The 15,710-nt window shown below is 73.2% G+C and carries 15 protein-coding genes; 9 read left to right on the top strand and 6 right to left on the bottom strand.

Annotation, left to right across the window (positions count from 1 at the left end; all coding sequences use genetic code 11):
* Positions 1 to 103: 103 nt before the first annotated feature.
* From OG247_RS02490 to OG247_RS02500, 3 genes are all read left to right on the top strand, one after another.
* Entirely contained in the window at positions 104 to 1,000 is an 897-nt protein-coding gene (locus OG247_RS02490; RefSeq protein WP_442813203.1) for a hypothetical protein, read from the top strand.
* Entirely contained in the window at positions 997 to 1,572 is a 576-nt protein-coding gene (locus OG247_RS02495) for a GNAT family N-acetyltransferase (protein WP_327250608.1), read from the top strand. Before OG247_RS02490 ends, OG247_RS02495 begins: the two co-directional genes overlap by 4 nt.
* A gap of 175 nt (positions 1,573 to 1,747) precedes the next feature.
* On the top strand, positions 1,748 to 2,596 hold the full coding sequence (locus tag OG247_RS02500; protein WP_327250609.1) for an SDR family oxidoreductase: 849 nt from the start codon (positions 1,748 to 1,750) through the stop codon (positions 2,594 to 2,596).
* A 21-nt stretch (positions 2,597 to 2,617) separates the two neighbouring features.
* Here OG247_RS02500 and OG247_RS02505 read toward each other — a convergent pair whose 3' ends face one another.
* A complete protein-coding gene (locus OG247_RS02505) occupies positions 2,618 to 2,956 on the bottom strand; it encodes a hypothetical protein (protein WP_327250610.1) in 339 nt (112 codons plus the stop codon).
* 404 nt (positions 2,957 to 3,360) lie between these two features.
* Here OG247_RS02505 and OG247_RS02510 point away from each other — a divergent pair, with 404 nt between their 5' ends.
* Positions 3,361 to 4,479, top strand: coding sequence for a glycosyltransferase (locus tag OG247_RS02510; protein WP_327250611.1), 1,119 nt, complete (start codon positions 3,361 to 3,363; stop codon positions 4,477 to 4,479).
* A gap of 31 nt (positions 4,480 to 4,510) precedes the next feature.
* On the opposite strand, the gene OG247_RS02515 is transcribed toward OG247_RS02510, so the two are convergent.
* A complete protein-coding gene (locus OG247_RS02515; protein WP_327250612.1) occupies positions 4,511 to 5,836 on the bottom strand; it encodes a peptide MFS transporter in 1,326 nt (441 codons plus the stop codon).
* Positions 5,837 to 6,066: 230 nt separating this feature from the next.
* On the opposite strand from OG247_RS02515, the gene OG247_RS02520 reads away from it, so the two are divergent.
* Positions 6,067 to 6,189 (top strand): hypothetical protein, encoded by a 123-nt coding sequence (locus OG247_RS02520; RefSeq protein ID WP_327250613.1) that lies wholly within the window; start codon positions 6,067 to 6,069, stop codon positions 6,187 to 6,189.
* Between the two features lie 41 nt (positions 6,190 to 6,230).
* Here the strand turns inward: OG247_RS02520 and OG247_RS02525 are convergent, their stop codons facing one another.
* Positions 6,231 to 7,961, bottom strand: coding sequence for an acyl-CoA dehydrogenase family protein (locus OG247_RS02525; RefSeq protein ID WP_327250614.1), 1,731 nt, complete (start codon positions 7,959 to 7,961; stop codon positions 6,231 to 6,233).
* A 126-nt stretch (positions 7,962 to 8,087) separates the two neighbouring features.
* The gene (locus OG247_RS02530; protein ID WP_327250615.1) at positions 8,088 to 8,648 is read right to left on the bottom strand and encodes a PadR family transcriptional regulator; all 561 of its coding nucleotides are present in this window, start codon (positions 8,646 to 8,648) and stop codon (positions 8,088 to 8,090) included.
* A gap of 137 nt (positions 8,649 to 8,785) precedes the next feature.
* On the opposite strand from OG247_RS02530, the gene nadE reads away from it, so the two are divergent.
* The 3 genes from nadE to OG247_RS02545 all read left to right on the top strand — a co-directional run bounded on the left by nadE (position 8,786) and on the right by OG247_RS02545 (position 11,718).
* Positions 8,786 to 9,616, top strand: a complete 831-nt coding sequence (gene nadE / locus OG247_RS02535; RefSeq protein WP_327250616.1) for an ammonia-dependent NAD(+) synthetase — start codon at positions 8,786 to 8,788, stop codon at positions 9,614 to 9,616.
* Between the two features lie 127 nt (positions 9,617 to 9,743).
* Positions 9,744 to 10,118: a hypothetical protein gene (locus tag OG247_RS02540; protein WP_327250617.1), complete on the top strand. Its 375-nt coding sequence runs from the start codon at positions 9,744 to 9,746 to the stop codon at positions 10,116 to 10,118.
* A gap of 28 nt (positions 10,119 to 10,146) precedes the next feature.
* A complete protein-coding gene (locus tag OG247_RS02545; protein ID WP_442813204.1) occupies positions 10,147 to 11,718 on the top strand; it encodes an MFS transporter in 1,572 nt (523 codons plus the stop codon).
* Positions 11,719 to 11,742: 24 nt separating this feature from the next.
* Here OG247_RS02545 and OG247_RS02550 read toward each other — a convergent pair whose 3' ends face one another.
* Entirely contained in the window at positions 11,743 to 12,441 is a 699-nt protein-coding gene (locus OG247_RS02550; protein ID WP_327250618.1) for a TetR/AcrR family transcriptional regulator C-terminal domain-containing protein, read from the bottom strand.
* Between the two features lie 38 nt (positions 12,442 to 12,479).
* Here OG247_RS02550 and OG247_RS02555 point away from each other — a divergent pair, with 38 nt between their 5' ends.
* The gene (locus OG247_RS02555) at positions 12,480 to 13,928 is read left to right on the top strand and encodes an FAD-dependent monooxygenase (protein WP_327250619.1); all 1,449 of its coding nucleotides are present in this window, start codon (positions 12,480 to 12,482) and stop codon (positions 13,926 to 13,928) included.
* Positions 13,929 to 13,967: 39 nt separating this feature from the next.
* Here the strand turns inward: OG247_RS02555 and OG247_RS02560 are convergent, their stop codons facing one another.
* Entirely contained in the window at positions 13,968 to 15,581 is a 1,614-nt protein-coding gene (locus tag OG247_RS02560; RefSeq protein WP_327250620.1) for an alpha/beta hydrolase, read from the bottom strand.
* Positions 15,582 to 15,710 lie beyond the last annotated feature (129 nt).

Below are 15,710 nucleotides of genomic sequence, written 5' to 3' on the forward strand. Positions count from 1 at the left end.
GCGCACGAACGCCCGCCCCCACCCCACCCCGGCAGCGCCGGACCTGGTCCGGCGCTGGCCGCCCTCCCGCTCCCGCGAAAAACCCGGGCATTCCTACGACACCGTGGGCGCGCTGACCTCCGTCGTCGCCGTGGCCGGTCTCATCTTCGCCCTCCAGGAAGGGCCTGAGCGCGGCTGGTCCGATCCCGCCACCCTCGTCGGCCTCGCCGTCGGGCTGCTCTCCGCCGTCGCCTTCGCGGTCTGGGAGCTGCGCCTGGGGGACGCCGCCCTGCTCGACGTACGGCTGTTGCGCGAACGCGGACTGGCCGGCGGCTCCCTCACCCTGCTGACGGTCTTCGGAGTGCAGGCGGGGATCTTCGTGGTGCTCTTCCCCTTCTTCCAGGCCGTTCTCGGCTGGTCGGGCATCATGTCCACGCTCGCGCTGATACCCATGGCCGTGGACGTGGACGTGGCCGTGGACGTGGACGTGGCCGTGGCCGTGGCCGTGGCCGTGATGCTGGCCTCCGGCCTGGCGCCCCGGCTGGCCGCGCGCGCCGGTGTCCGCTCGGCCATGGCGGCCGGCATCCTGCTCGCCGGCGCCGGCCTCGCCCTGATGGCCGGCATCGTCTCCGTCGACGGCGGCCACCCGTCCGTCCTTCCGGCCATGCTCGCCATGGGCATCGGCATGGGCCTGGCGATGACGCCCTCCACCGAGGCCATCACCGGCTCCCTGCCGCGAGGGCGCCAGGGCGTCGCCTCCGCGCTCAACGACGTCACCCGCGAGTTCGGCACCGCGCTGGGTGTGGCCCTGCTCGGAGCGCTCCTGTCGGCCGGCTACCGCGATGCCGTCGACGGACGGCTCCAGGACATCCCGCAGGTGTCGCCGTCATGGGCGTCCTGTTCCTCTACGTCCTCGCCCGCGGCCCGAAGAACCCGGAGCCGGAGCCGGCCGCGGACCCCGAGGTCCTCTCCGCGAGGTGACGTAGAGACAAATCCCGCTATGTCATCATCGAGTTCATGAGTGAAGTCGAGACCCTCCCCCTGCGACTGACCCACCTCGATGCCGTTCTCGATCTCGGCTACCGGGCCTTCGACGTGAAGGCGATGCCCTACACCTCCTGGTCGCTGTCGTCGGTGGCAGCGCACTGGGACGCCCAGCCGGACGCCTGCTGGATCGCCCGCGACGAGCAGGGACTGCTCGGTTTCGTCCTCGGATCGCTGTCCTACGACGAGCGCGAGGACTGGGGCTACCTGGAGTGGATCGCCCTGGAGGAACGCGCCCGGGGCCGGGGAGTCGCGAGTTCCCTGGTCGAGCACTGCTGCGCCGCGCTCTTCGCCGCGGGCGCGTCCCGGATCATCACCGACGTGGAGAGCGGCAACGCGGCCTCCGCCGCGATGATGCGGCGCAACGGGTTCACCGAGAAGGTCACCGTCACCCTCTTCGTCCGCCCGAACCCGCGGGAACACACCGGCACGGCCTCCTACTCCCCCCAGGACCCGGCCAGGTCCCGGCTGCGCCGCGCCGCCCGGGCCGGCGGAGGCGCGGCGGGCCCGGCAAGCGCGGGTTCGACGGGCGCGGGGCCGCTCGCATAGGCGACCGGTCCGGCTCGCCCGCCGGGCTGCGGGGCCGGCCCGGCGCGTGCGCGCGCCCGGACGTGCGCCTGCGCGCCGCCGCACGCCCCCGCAGCAGGGATGACCCCGGACCGGAGCCCCCACGACCATGAACTGCCGCCATCATCCGGGGCGACTCGGTCAACACGGGGGAACCATGGGACGACGCTGGCTGGTCACGGGATGCTCCTCGGGGCTCGGGCACGCACTGGCCACCGCGGCGGCCCGGGCGGGGGACGAACTGGCGGTCACCGCCCGCAAGACCGCCGACTTGGAGGACCTGGCCGCCGCCTGGCCCGGCCGGATCGTCCCGATCCCGCTCGAGCTGCGGGACGGCGCTTCCTGCGAGGAGGCCGTCCGCACCGCGGTCGAGCGCCTGGGCGGCATCGACATCCTCGTCAACAACGCCGCCGTCGGGCTGTTCGGCGCGGTCGAGGAGGTCTCGGACGCCGAACTCCGCGACCAGTTGGAGACCCTGGTCGTCGGCCCCTGGCGGCTCGCGCGCCTGGTCCTGCCGCTGATGCGGGCCCAGGGACACGGCCACATCCTCAACGTCTCGTCCGTGGTCGGCCGGATGGCCTTCCCCGGTCTGGCGGCCTACACCGCCGGGAAGCACGCCCTCGAAGGCATGAGCCGGACCCTCGCCATGGAGGCGGCCCCCCACAACATCCGCGTCACCGTCATCGAACCGGGCATGTTCGCGACGCGCTACGGCACCTCCATGGCCGAAGCCGCCCACCGGGTCCCCGCCTACGACGCCACCAACCGCGAGATGCTCGAAGGGGCCCGGGGTCTCGCGGACAGCCCCGAGACCGGACGCCCGGAGTACTTCGCCGAACGGGTCCTCGACATCGTCGCAGCCGCGGGCCCCACGCCCCTGCGGATCCCCGTCGGCGACGACGCCTACGGCTACATCGACGCCTCGGAGGAGGCGGACCGCGCCGACCACGCCGCGGCCCGCCTCCTCGTACAGGGCCCGCTCGTACCGGGCCCGCCCCAGGCCTGACGCGAGGCCGCGGCAGCCGGTTCAGCGGGCGGCGGGGAACACCTTCAGCCAGGTGCCGCCCGGAAGCGCGGTGGCGTCGGCGTAGCCGCACCCGTCGGCCTGGGCGGCCGCGGCCCCGTAGGACACCTCGATCCGCACCTTGGGGAAATCGGCGACGAAGGCGGCCACCGCGGCCCGGCCGGCCTGGCTGGGCCCGCGTTCGCCGAGGAGCCGGACCGTGCCCTGGTCGATGCCGCGGATCCACTGACGGACGGAAGGACTGCGGGCGCATCCGCTGACCCGGCGCCATCGTGGTGCGGATCTGGTCCGCGACCTGGTCCAGGACGGCGGCGACCTCGTCGAGGGGCGCCGCGGTGACACTGGGCGCCGGATACAGGAACGAGGTGCGGGGCTGCCGGTCAACGGCCGTGACCGTGCCCCGGAAGCGGTAGCCGTCCGGGCCGGCGACCTGGGCGTCGAAGGTCGCGGTGACCGCGACCAGGGGGCTGCCGGGGTAGTTCTTGACCCACGACCCGCCGTCGCCCGGCTCGGCGTCGCCGATGCCGTAGCTCCCGTACAGGCCGTCGCATGGCGCGGAGCGCCGACCGACGGCTGAACGCATGGTCAACGCCCGGTCCCGGAGGGCCGGATGCCCTCCCGAATCGGCCGAAATTCGATCATCTCGAGGGAAACCGAGGCGAACGCGGATTCGTTCGACCATGTGCCAGAACCTCAAGGAGCCCTGACCGGGGACCGGTTCGGGGCCCCACCCAAGGAGTCACACCGTGCGCATCCTCTTCACCGGCCCCGCTTCGGTGGGCCATCTGTTCCCGATGGTGCCGACCGCCCAGGCCCTCCAGGCCGCGGGTCACCAGGTGCTGTTCGCCGTTTCGGCCCCGTACGACCAGATCCGGCAGTCCGGCCTGCCCACCGTCGAGATCGGCGACGGCTCGACGCTGCTGGAGGCCTTCCGGCGCGCCTCGAACGGCTCGGACCTGCAGTTCGTCACCGACGGCAAGAGCCCGCAGGAGACCGAGCGGAGCGCCGCGGCGGGCTTCGCCGAACACGGGCGGGTCTCCATCGACGACCTGTTCGCCGTCGCCGCGGCCTGGCGGCCGGACGTCATCGTCCACGCCGCCTTCCAGGCCGCCGCTCCCCTGGTCTCCGCGGCCCTGGGCATACCGGCCGTGGTCCACAACTTCGGCGTGATGTCCGGCCTCGGCATGGTCGGCCGGCTCGCCGACCTGCTGGCGGACGAGTACCGGGCCCGTGGGGTCGAAGGCCCGGCCACCCACACCGTCCTGGACGTCGTACCGCCCTCCCTCGGCGGGGACGGCACCGGCTGGCGCGTCCGCTTCGTGCCGCACAACGGTGGCGGTTCGGTTCCGCGCGATCTCCTGGCCCGTGGCTCCCGGCCCCGGATCGCCGTCACCCTGGGGACCGTGGTGACCGCGTTCGCGGGCGTCGGACCGGTGACCCGGGTGATCTCCGAGGCCGCTTCCGTCGACGCCGAGTTCCTGCTCGCGGTCGGCGACACCGATCTGAGCCCGCTCGGCACGCTTCCCGACAACGTCCGGGCGCTGCCTTGGGTGCCCCTGGCGCAGCTCCTGGACACCGCGGACGCGATCGTGCACCACGGCGGCGCCGGCACCATGCTCACCGCCGCCTCCCTGGGCGTCCCTCAGCTGATCCTCCCGCAGGGCGCCGACCACTTCATGAACACCGATGCCGCGACCGGCCTGGGCTTCGCCCTGCGTACGACCGGCGACGAGGTGGACGCCGACCTGCTCGGCCGGCTGCTCACCGACGAAGCCCTCCGCAAGGGGGCCGCCGCCACGCAGGCCGAGATGGCCGCACTCCCCTCCCCCACCGATCTCGTCGCCTCCTTCGAGGCCATCGGCTAGGCCGGGAGAGTCGCGGGGGCGGGCGGCCGGTTCATTCGCCGGTCAGCAGGCGCAGCTTCGGTGTGGCGGCGGCCATCGCGAGGCCGGCCACCAGCGCCAGCCCGCCCAGGGCGATGTAGAGGGCGGCGCCGGTGAGGTGGGTGGCGACCTGGCTGCCGATGGCGTCGCCCGCCGCCGCGGCGAGGAAGAAGAGACCCACGAGCTGGGATCCGGTGCCCGCCGGGGCCAGCTTGTGGCTGATGGACAGTCCGGTGGGGGCGAGGAACAGTTCCCCCGTGCTCAGCAGGACGTAGAGGCCGACCAACCAGAGCAGCGAGATGTGGGCGCCGCCGGTGGCGTGGCCCGCGGCGAGCGCGAGCAGGAGGAAGGACAGCCCGCCGAGGACGAGTCCGGTGGAGAACTTCGCCGGGGAGGAGATGCGCACCTTGCGCCACACGAAGGCGAGGACCCCGGCGAAGGCGATGGTCATGACGGGGTTCAGGGCCGCCTGCCAGGTGACCGGGATCCCCATCATGTCCACGTGGTCCGCGGCGAACAGCTGCACGTTGGACGCGGCCAGGTCGAAGATGCAGAAGAAGGCGACGGCCGCCGCGAACAGCCGCGCGTAGGCGCGGATGCCCGCTCGTCCCCGCTCGTCGAGGTCGGTGCGGCGCAGCAGGGTGACGAGGTAGCCGACCGGTACGACCACGGCCAGGACCGCGAACGCGGTGAGTGCGTGGGGCAGGGTCAGCGTGCCGGTCGCCCGGGCCGTGGCGCCGGCCGCGACGATGCCGGCCACGCACCACAGCGCCCGGACGGCCACCGTGCGCGCCTCGGCGCGGGTGAGGGGACGGCCGGGTGCGTCGGCGGCTTCCCGGAGGCTGCCCGAGGCCTGGAAGACGCACAGGCTGAGGGCCATGGCCACGGCCGCCGTACCGAAGGCGACGTTCCAGCCGAAGTGGAGTCCGAGCCAGCCCACCAGGAGGGTCGAGGCCAGGCCGCCCACGTTCACGCTGGCGTAGAACTTGCTGTAGGCCGCGTCCCGTTCCTGGTCGGTGCCCCGCGCGTACAGCTTCCCGACCAGGGCGGTCATGTTGGGCTTCTGCAGGCCGGTGCCGACCGCGATGAGGAGGAGTCCGGCGTAGACGCCGCCCGCTCCGGCCTCGAAGGCGAGCGCGAGGTGGCCGGCCAGGATGGCGAGCCCGCCCGTGAGGGCGGTCTTACGGGCGCCGAGCAGCCGGTCGGCGATCCAGCCGCCCGGCAGGGCGGTGAAGTAGCAGGCGGACAGGTAGGCGCCGACGAGGGCGACCGCCGTGGTCTTCGACATGCCGAGGCCGTGGGCGGTGTCGATCAGGAAGAGCGCCAGTACCGCGCGCATTCCGTAGAAGGACCTCTAAGGAGAACCGCTCCGCTGCTTCGCTCAGGCACAGCGGCAGCAGACCCTTGCGGGTGCGGTTCTCTGCGATCACCTCCGCCCTCTGCTCCGTGGACGTCGACATGATGGCGTTCCAGCCTCTCGGGGGTGTGGGCTCCGGCTGTTCCGGCTCCTTCCAGCCAACACCCCGCAGGGCCGTGTGCGCACCGGCCGAAAGGACGGAGCGGCCCACGATGAGAGACCCGGGCCCAAAGTCCCTGGTCGGCGTCGTAGATGCCGTCGTTCTGGGCCGCCCGGAGGGGGCGATCGCCTTGCAGGCGCTGCTCGCCCGCATCGCGGGTCAGGCCCCGGCCTGACCCGGGCACGGGCCTGGCCCAGGACCAGGCCCGGCCGGGCGTCAGGGCTTCATCTCGTACGCCCCCGCGAGACCCTCCACCCGGGCCCACACGCGCGCCGAGCGGTCCGCGTCCACGGCCGGGCGGCGGACCGCTCCCAGGGCCCAGGCCTGCTGGTCCGCCGTGGCGGAGTCCTTGCCGTGCAGTTCGACGGCGTGCGCGGAGAAGTCCCGTACGAGGACGCCGAACAGCTCGTCCAGCACGTCCTCGTCCAGGCCGGTCAGCCGGGCCTGCTCCAGGACCAGCTGGCCGTGCACCACCAGGGCGAAGAGCTGGCCGACCGCCAGCAGGAGGTCGAGGTCGCGGCTCTGCCGCTCGTCGGGGGCGGCGGTCTCCACGAACGTACAGAGGGCGTCGGCCTGTGCGCGGAACCGGGCGACGTTGGGCACGGCGGCGTACGCGTCGTAGGCCGGGCGCCAGTCGTGGAACCGTACCGATCCCAGGCCGCGGGCCGGGCCCTGGCGGAAGAGGAACCCGTCGTCGGCCGCGTCGAGGCGGGTCGGGACGGGGGCGTAGTCGGCCGGTTCCAGCAGGTGGTTGCGCATGAACTTGAGGATGAGCGCCAGGTTGACGTGGACCGTGCCCTCCAGCTTGGGCAGGCCTCGGATCTCGACGGCCGCCTGGGCGAAGTAGGTGTCCTTTTCGAAGCCCTTGGCCGCGATGACGTCCCACATCAGGTCGATGACCTTCTCCCCCTCCGTGGTGACCTTCATCTTGGTCATGGGGTTGAAGAGGAGGTAGCGGCGGTCGTCGGGGCCGGCGGAGCGGAAGTAGTCGACGGCGCGGTCGCTGAAGAGCTTCATCCCGACGAGGCGGACGTACGCGTCGGTCAGCTCGCGGCGCACGTGCGGGAAGGCGGTGACGGGGCGGCCGTAGAGGATGCGGCCCTGCGCGTGGGTGACGGCCTCGTACATCGCGTGCTCGCAGATGCCGATCGAGGCGGTGCAGAGGTTGAACTTGCCGACGTTGACGGTGTTGAGGGCGGCGTCGAAGGCGGCGCGGCCGGTGTGCAGGACGTCCTCGGCGCCGACCGGGTAGTCCGTGAGGCGGAACTCGCTGACGTACTTGGAGGAGTCGACGACGTTCTTCACCACGTCGTACGCGGGGTGGCGGCTGTCCGCGGCGAAGAAGACGTAGCCGTCCGGGCCCTCGACGTCGGTGCGGCGGCCGAAGACGGACACGAGGCCGGCGGCGTTGCCGTTGCCGATGTAGTACTTCGAGCCGGTGGCCCGGAAGCCGCCGGAACCGTCGGCAGCCGGTTCCAGCAGCATGTCGGTGTTGTAGATGTCCGCGCCGTGGGTCTTCTCGGACAGGCCGAACGCGAACACCTCGCCCGCGTCGAGGAGTTGGGCGGCGCGGTCGCGGGCGGCGGCGTTGCCGCTCTGCCAGACGGGCCCGAGGCCGAGGATGGTGACCTGCCACGCGTACCAGTAGTCGAGGCCGTAGAAGCCGAGGATCTCGTTGAGGGCGGCGATGCGCGCGGTGTCCCAGCGCTTGTCGGGCCCGTCCTGGCCGGCGGCCGGTTCCGGGGTCAGGAAGGTCGCGAACAGTCCCTCCTTCGCGGAGAAGGCGAGGAAGTCCCCCAGCCAGGCACGGGTGCGGTAGTCCTCGATCAGCCGGCGCTTGCCGCGCTCCTCGAACCAGTCGACGGTCGCGCGCAGCAGCCGGCGGGTCTCGGGGTCGAAGTGCGCGGGGTCGTAGGTGCGCGGGTTGAACAGCAGCGGGTCGCTCATGGGCGTTCGCCTTCCGGTCGGAGGATGCGTCGGATGGGTCGAATGAGGGGTGAAGAGGACGGGACGAGGAGGAAGCAGGGGGAGGGAAGGATCGAGGGAGGGGTAGGGGGGTGCGGCGGCTTCCGGTCAGGGGGCCGTCAGGCGGTGGAGGGTGGCCAGTACGTCCTCCAGCCAGGCGAGCTGCATGCGCTCGTAGGCGATGCCGCCGCGGAGCACGACGTGCTGGAGTTCCCGCCCGGCGTCGGAGGGGCCCGAGGCCGGAGCCTGCGGTCCGGTGAAATCGCGGAGCTCTCCCGCCAGGTAGTGCGTGAGCCGGTCGGCGTGCGTCCGGTGGTGCCGCTCGACCTCGCGGATCAGGGCGGCCGGATCGTCGAAGGCCGCGCCGCGGATCTTCACGGCGAGCTCGTGGCGGACGGTGTCGGCCTGGATCGGCTCGTGGAGCCAGGCCGAGAGGGCGGCGCGGCCGGCGTCGGTGACGGAGTACTCCTTCTTGTCCGGCCGGGTCCGCTGCGGCACTTCGCGGACGTCGAGCCGGCCGTCGGCCTCCATCCGGTTCAGCACGCGGTAGATCTGCTGGTGGGTCGCGGTCCAGAAGTAGCCGATGGAGCGGTCGAACCGGCGGGCCAGCTCGTATCCGGAACCCGGCTGCTCCAGCAGGGAGACGAGGATCGCGTGCTCAAGTGCCATGCCCCGATCCTTCTATGCAACTCGTTGCATAGACAAGCGCCACCACGAGGGTGAGACGCGGCTCACCCGCGCGCTCGGCTAGGGTCGGCGGGACAGCGCATCGTTTCCGGACCGACGAACCATCATGAGGAGCAGCCGTGAGCCAGCCGGCGTCCACCGCCCTGCAGCAGGAGATCGCCCGGGAGCTCCTGGTCGCCGAGACCTTCGACGCCCAGCGGGAGATCGAGCGCCGGGTGGCGTTCCTGGCCGAGCGGCTCACGTCCACCGGCCTGCGCTCCCTGGTCCTCGGGATCAGCGGCGGCGTGGACTCCACGACGGCGGGCAGGCTCTGCCAGCTCGCCGTGGAGCGGGTCCGCGCCGCCGGGCACGAGGCGGTGTTCTACGCCATGCGACTGCCGTACGGGGTCCAGGCCGACGAGAGGGACGCGCAGCTCGCCCTCGGTTTCATCAACGCCGACCGGGTGCTGACCGTGGACGTGAAGCCCGCGAGCGACGCGGCGCTGTCCGCCTCCCTGGCCGGCGGGACCGTCTTCCGCGACGCCCACCACCAGGACTTCGTGCAGGGCAACATCAAGGCCCGCCAGCGGATGATCGCCCAGTACGCGGTGGCCGGCGCGCACGACGGACTGGTCGTCGGCACCGACCACGCCGCCGAGGCGGTCTCCGGCTTCTTCACCAAGTTCGGCGACGGCGCGGCCGACGTGGTGCCCCTGACGGGCCTGACCAAGCGCCGGGTACGGGCCTGCGCCGACGCCCTGGGCGCCCCGGCGGAGCTGGTCTGGAAGACGCCCACGGCGGACCTGGAGACCCTCGACCCGGGCAAGGCCGACGAGGACGCGCTGGGTGTCACGTACGACGAGATCGACGACTTCCTGGAGGGCAAGCCGGTCGGGGAGCGCGCCTTCGAGACGATCGTCCGCCGCTACCGCCTGACCGAGCACAAGCGGCAGCTGCCGATCGCGCCGTAGCGGCGTCCGCGACGGGGGCGGGGGTGGCGGGCGTGAAGTCCGTCTCCCCCGGGTACTGGTCGGTCACGGCGAGCAACCACCTTGCCGGCTCGCCCAGGCGGTGCCCTTCACACCCCGAGGAGTCCCCGTGGCCGTCCTCAGCACGATCCTCGTGATCCTCGGCGCCTGGTGCGCCGCCAGCGTGGTCACCGCGGCCCTGTACGCGGCCCTGCGCCGCCTCCATGTCCGCCGCCAGCGGGTGACAGCAGCCCTGCCGGACGCCGCGCGTGCCGCGCGGTGCGCCGGGCCGGGCGTGCGTACGGGTCGGCCCGGCCTTCCCGGTCAGTCCGCTCACTCGGGGCCTTCCGGTCGCTCCGGACACGCGGACGGCTCCGGACACGCGGCGCGCTCCGGTCACGCGGACGGCTCCGGCCACGCGGACCGCCCCCGCCGCCCCGCTCACCCGTCCGGCCGTTCCGGCTGGGGACGCAGGGTCCCACCGCCGGACCTCCAGGCGGGCTGAGCGTCACGATCCGTGTTTGGCTGACCGCATGACGTCCGCCAGCGGAACCTCACCCGGCCCGATGTCCGAAGCCGTGCCCCGGCCCGCCGACGGCGCACCGGCGGGCCCTCCCGATCCCCGGCGCTGGTGGGCGCTGGCCGTGATCGGGCTGGCCCAGCTGATGGTCGTGCTCGACGCCACGATCGTGAACATCGCGCTCCCCTCGGCCCAGCGCGATCTGGGGATGTCGGACGGCAACCGGCAGTGGGTGATCACCGCTTACTCGCTGGCGTTCGGCGGGCTGCTCCTGCTCGGCGGGCGCCTCGCGGACCTCATCGGCCGCAGGCGGGCGTTCGTCATCGGCCTGAGCGGCTTCGCCCTCGCCTCCGCCCTGGGCGGCGCGGCGAGCGGACCGGGGATGCTCTTCGCGGCCCGGGCCCTGCAAGGGGTCTTCGCCGCGCTCCTCGCGCCGTGCGCCCTGTCGCTTCTGGCCACCACCTTCGACACCCCCAGGGAACGCGCCAAGGCCTTCGGCGTGTTCGCGGCGATCGCGAGCGGCGGCGGCGCCGTCGGCCTGATCGCCGGAGGCCTGCTCACCGAGTACCTGAACTGGCGCTGGTGCCTCTACGTGAACGTGACCATCGCCGCGATCGCGGTCATCGGCGCCTTCGCCGTCCTGCGCGGCACGGGACGTACGGGGGCGAAGCTCGACGTCCCGGGAGCGGTCCTCGGATGCGGCGGACTCGTGGCGATCGTCTACGGGCTGAGCGAGGCCGAACCGCGCGGCTGGTCCGACGGCCTGGTCATCGGCCTCCTCGCCGGCGGTACCGCCCTGCTCGCCGTGTTCGCCTGGTGGCAGACACGAGCGAGCGACCCCATGCTCCCGCCGCACATCATCAGGGACCGGACGCGAGCCGGCTGCCTCGTCACCATGGCCCTGGCGACCATCGGCCTGTTCGCCCTGTTCCTGTTCATGACCTACTACTTCCAGCTCGTCCTCGGCTACTCCCCCGTCAGGACCGGGCTGGCCTTCCTCCCCATGACCCTGGCGACCATCACCGGGGCCACCCAGGTTTCCGCGCGCTTCCTCGACCGGCTCGCCCCCCGCTCACTGATCGTCCCCGGGCTGCTCCTGGCCACCCTGGCCCTGGTCCTGCTCACGCGGCTGACGGTGGACTCCGCGTACGCGACCCATGTGCTCCCCGCGATGCTGGTCCTCGGGTTCGGCATGGGCCTGGTGTTCATGCCCGTGATGTCGACGGCCACCCAAGGCGTGGCGCGGAGGGACTCCGGGGTCACCTCGGCCACGGTCAACACGGCCCAACAGGTGGGCGGGGCGATCGGAACGGCGCTCCTCAACACCATCGCCAGCACGGCCGCGACGGCCTACGTCGCCGCGCACCTCGCGGGTCCGGCGGAGTCGGCCGACCGCGTCCCCGGGTCCCCGGCGCAGCGGTTGATCGAGGCCCAGGGCTTGGTGCACGGCTTCGGGGTCGCGCTCTGGTGGGCGGCCGGCATCATGCTCCTGGGCGCCGTCGCGGCCGCCGTCATGGTCACCGCCCCTGCGCCGGCGCTCCGCCGCGAGGTGCCGGGCGCGGCGGTCGCCGCTCCGACGGCCTGACGGGGCCGGCGTGACGGGCGGGGCTCACGGGCCCTGCGGGGCCGGCCGCGCGGTCGGCGGGAGCAGGGTCGTGGCGATGCCCGCGAGCACCGCCGCGAGGCCCGCTTCGAAGCCGGCGTCCTGGTCGCGGAACATCTCGGGGCCCGCCTCGGCCGTCAGCGGGAAGCCGGCGAGCCGTTCGGCGCGGGCCTCCAGGTCGTAGCCCTCACCGTCCGAGCCGGGCAGCGGGCCCATCGACTGCTCCTCGATCACGTACCCGATGGTGTAGCTGTAGACGGTGAACCAGGCCCGGGCAGCCCCGGCGGCCGTGAAGCCGCCCGCGACGAGCGTCCGCAGATGGCCTTCCATCGGAGCGGCGTAGCTCATGTCGGTGAAGTGCGTACCGCTGTAGACCTTGGCTCCGTCCCGGTAGCGCAGCAGGTGCCCCCTCAGGCCCCGCATCGCGGCCTCCAGTGCCCGCACCCAGTCCCGGGGCGGACGGGCCGCGTCCAGGTCCGCCGTCATCCGGCGGAACATCTCGGTGGCCATCTCGTCGAGCAGGGCCTGCTTGTCCTTGAAGTGCCAGTACAGGGCGGGCGCCTTGACGTCCAGCTCCTTGGCGATGGCCCGCAGGGTCAGCCCCTCCAGCCCCACCTCGCCGAGCAGGCGCAGGGCGGTGGCGGCCACCGTCGCCCGGTCGAGCCGGGCCCGTTCGGGTTTCGCTTCTCGTTCTTCTTTCACCACCTTGACAACTTAACAGCGTTAAGCACATTCTCGTACCCATGACCGCACTTAACAGCGTTAAGGAAATCGGAGCTCCCGACGTGCTCGTCGTCGGCGCCGGCCCCACGGGACTCGCCCTGGCCCTCGACCTCACCCGCCGCGGCGTCCACGCACTGGTCGTCGAGCGGGCCGACGCCCTCTTCCCCGGCTCTCGGGGCAAGGGGCTTCAGCCCAGGACCCTGGAGGTCTTCGACGACCTCGGAGTGGGGGACGCGGTACGGGAGGCGAGCGCCCACGCACCGATCGGGCGGATCTGGCAGGACGGCAGGCCCGTGGGCGAGCACGACATGCTCGGAGACGCAGGCGTCGGCGGCCCCACGGACACCGAGCCGCATCCGCGGGCCCGGCTCCTGCCCCAGTGGCGCACCCAGGAGATCCTGTTCGAGCGCCTCACCGGGCTCGGCGGCCGGGTCCGCTTCGGCGCCGCCCTGACCGGCTTCGACCAGGACGCCGACGGGGTGAGCGCGCACCTCTCGGACGGCAGTACCCTGCGCGCCGCTTACCTGGTCGCCGCCGACGGCGGCCGCTCCACCGTCCGCAAGGCCCTGGACATCGGCATGACCGGCGAGACCGTGGATCCCGCACCGATGGCCGTGGCCGACGTCCGGCTGCGCCCCGGCGCCCTGGACCGCGACCACTGGCACCTGTTCCCGGGAGCGGACGGCGGCTTCGCCGCGCTGTGCCCGCTGCCCGGCACCGACGAGCACCAGTTCGTCGCGCGGACCGAGGCTTGCGACGCCCTCGAGATCCCGGCCGCGGTCGCCGCCCTGACCCACCTGAGCGCCGAGGACGTCATCGAGGTCCGGTGGGCCTCCGACTTCAGGCCCCGCGCCGCCATGGCCGACCGGTTCCGCGCCGGCCGGGTGCTGCTCGCGGGCGATGCCGCCCACGTGCACTCCCCGGCCGGCGGCCAGGGCCTCAACACCAGCGTCCAGGACGCCTACAACCTCGGCTGGAAACTCGGACAGGTGCTGCGCCACGGCGCGGACCCCGCGCTCCTGGACACCTACGAGCAGGAACGTCAGCCCGTCGCCGCGCACGTACTGGGCCTGTCCACGCGGATCCACCGCGGCCAGGCGGAGCGCGGCGACGCCACCCGCCAGCTCGGCCTGGGCTATCGGGGCGGCCCCCTCTCCGAAGGGGCCGCGGGCGCGCTGGAGGCCGGGGACCGGGCCCCCGACGGCCCCCTGCCGGACGGGCGCAGGCTCTTCGACCTGTTCCGGGGGCCGCAGTTCACGCTGCTGGCCGTCGGCACGGATGCCGAACTGCCGCCCGTGAGCTCGGAGTTCCTGCACGTCCACCGGATCGGACCGTACGAGCCGTACGGCAAGGGGCTCTTCCTGGTCCGGCCCGACGGGTACGTGGGCTGGGCGGGCGAGGACGCGACCGGACTCGTGCGCTACCTCGCCCGCCTGGCCCGCCCCGGCTCACCCGCGACGGCCGGCTGAGGCGAGCGGCCCGGGCGGGCAGCCGAGGCGGATCCCCCGTCAGCGCAGGGTGGGGATCACGTCGTTCGTCTCGTCGGCTTCCACGGGACCGGTGGTGCGCCGGCCGAGCGCTTCCGGGGGCGTCTCGTCCGCGCAGACCGTGCCCCGTGCGGGCAGGGCCAGGGTGGCCAGGTAGTCGTTGACGAGCGCGCTGACGCACGCGCTCCGGTTGTAGGCGGTGTGACCCTCGGCGTCGAAGGTCAGCAGCCGGCCGGCCTCCAGCGTCCCGGCCAGGACCACTGCGTCGCGGTACGGAGTGTCCGGGTCCCCGGTCGTGCCGAGCACCAGGATCGGGGCGGATCCGGCCGCCCGGTAGGAGCCCTCGTAGCGGCTCGGGCGTTCCGCCTGCCACTGCGCGCAGGCGGGCGCGTGGTTGTGGTCGTAGGTGGGCGGTCCGAGGCCGATGGGCGGGCCGAGCAGGGGCGCCGAGGCGGACTGTGCGCCGACCATGGCGCCCAGGAGGAGCCGGCTGGTCGGGTAGACGCGGTCGGCGCACTCGACGGCCAGGTTGACGTTGAGGAAGTCGAAGGACCCGGGTGAGGGGGGTGACAGCAGGAAGGAGGTCTTGTGCGCCTGGGCCGCGGCCAGCGCCTCGCCCAGGTAGGGCCAGATCTCCTTGCCCGAGTTGATGTTGAACATCAGGCGGTAGGCGAGGGTGTAGCCGGTGGCCGGGCGTCCGCTCGGGGTGATGACCGGATCGGCGTCGAGGTCCCGCTTGAGCTGATCGAAGGCCTCCCGGGGCTTGCCCGCGCCGAATCCGCAGGCGGTGGCGTTCTGCGCGCACCAGTCGAGGAACCGGCCGACCGCCGTGTCCAGCGCGGTGAACTGCGCGGCGTCGTAGGCGTACGGCACGTCGGCGTAGCGGCGCGGATCGTAGGCCCCGTCCAGGACCATGGCCCGCACGCGCCGGGGGAACTGGGCGGCGTACACGGTGCCGACATAGCTGCCGAAGGAGCGGCCGTAGAAGGTGAGCGTCTCCTCGCCGAGGGCCTGGCGCAGCAGGTCGAGGTCCTTGGCGTTCGACCCGGTGCCGATGAACGGCACGAGGCCGCCGGCGCGTTCCCGGCAGGCGGCGGCGAACTCCTGGCCCTGCCGGATGGCGGTCCGCAGGGCTCCCGGTCCGGGGACCCCGCGCGCGGCGTCGACGGCGGCCGAGTACTCCGCGTCGTTCCAGCACTCCACCTGGCCGCTGCGGGCCACGCCCCGCATGTCGTACCCGACGACGTCGAAGCCGTCACGGAGGGCGGCGGGGAGAGCGGCGTAGCTGTTGCGGGCGAAGTTCACGCCGGAGTTGCCGGGTCCGCCGGGGTGCAGCACCAGGACGCCGGTGCGGTGGGCCGGGTCGGCCGCGAGCCGGCGGGTGACGGCCAGCGGGATCGTGCTTCCCGTGGGCTCGCGGTAGTCCAGCGGCACCTGCGCGGTCGCGCACTCGAAGCCGTCGCCCTGGTCGTCGGCGCAGGGGCCCCAGGTGAGCACGGGGACGGGCGGGGCGGGCAAGGCGGTCGCCGTGGCGGCCCCCGGCCCGGCTCCGAGGAGCGCCGTGACCGCGATCAGGACGAGGGCTATCCCCCACACCACTCGCTTGCGCGCATCATCGGCTGAACGGGTCTGCATGCGGTGAACTCCCTTGTTGGCAGGTCGGCGGCAGGGGGGCGACCCGGGTCGGGGGGAGGGTGCGGGCGCCCCGCGCTCGGCTGAGCGGCAGCCTCAGGTTCCCATCCGCGGGGCGGGCCGGGATAGACG

The sequence above is a fragment of the Streptomyces sp. NBC_01244 genome, from assembly GCF_035987325.1.
Classification (GTDB): domain Bacteria; phylum Actinomycetota; class Actinomycetes; order Streptomycetales; family Streptomycetaceae; genus Streptomyces.

Coding starts and splice junctions, on each gene's coding strand:
- OG247_RS02495 (WP_327250608.1), top strand. CDS start 997: ATGAGTGAAGTCGAGACCCTCCCCCTGCGACTGACCCACCTCGATGCC.
- OG247_RS02500 (WP_327250609.1), top strand. CDS start 1,748: ATGGGACGACGCTGGCTGGTCACGGGATGCTCCTCGGGGCTCGGGCAC.
- OG247_RS02515 (WP_327250612.1), bottom strand. CDS start 5,836: ATGCGCGCGGTACTGGCGCTCTTCCTGATCGACACCGCCCACGGCCTC.
- OG247_RS02520 (WP_327250613.1), top strand. CDS start 6,067: ATGAGAGACCCGGGCCCAAAGTCCCTGGTCGGCGTCGTAGATGCCGTC.
- OG247_RS02525 (WP_327250614.1), bottom strand. CDS start 7,961: ATGAGCGACCCGCTGCTGTTCAACCCGCGCACCTACGACCCCGCGCAC.
- OG247_RS02530 (WP_327250615.1), bottom strand. CDS start 8,648: ATGGCACTTGAGCACGCGATCCTCGTCTCCCTGCTGGAGCAGCCGGGT.
- OG247_RS02545 (WP_442813204.1), top strand. CDS start 10,147: ATGACGTCCGCCAGCGGAACCTCACCCGGCCCGATGTCCGAAGCCGTG.
- OG247_RS02555 (WP_327250619.1), top strand. CDS start 12,480: ATGACCGCACTTAACAGCGTTAAGGAAATCGGAGCTCCCGACGTGCTC.
- OG247_RS02560 (WP_327250620.1), bottom strand. CDS start 15,581: ATGCAGACCCGTTCAGCCGATGATGCGCGCAAGCGAGTGGTGTGGGGG.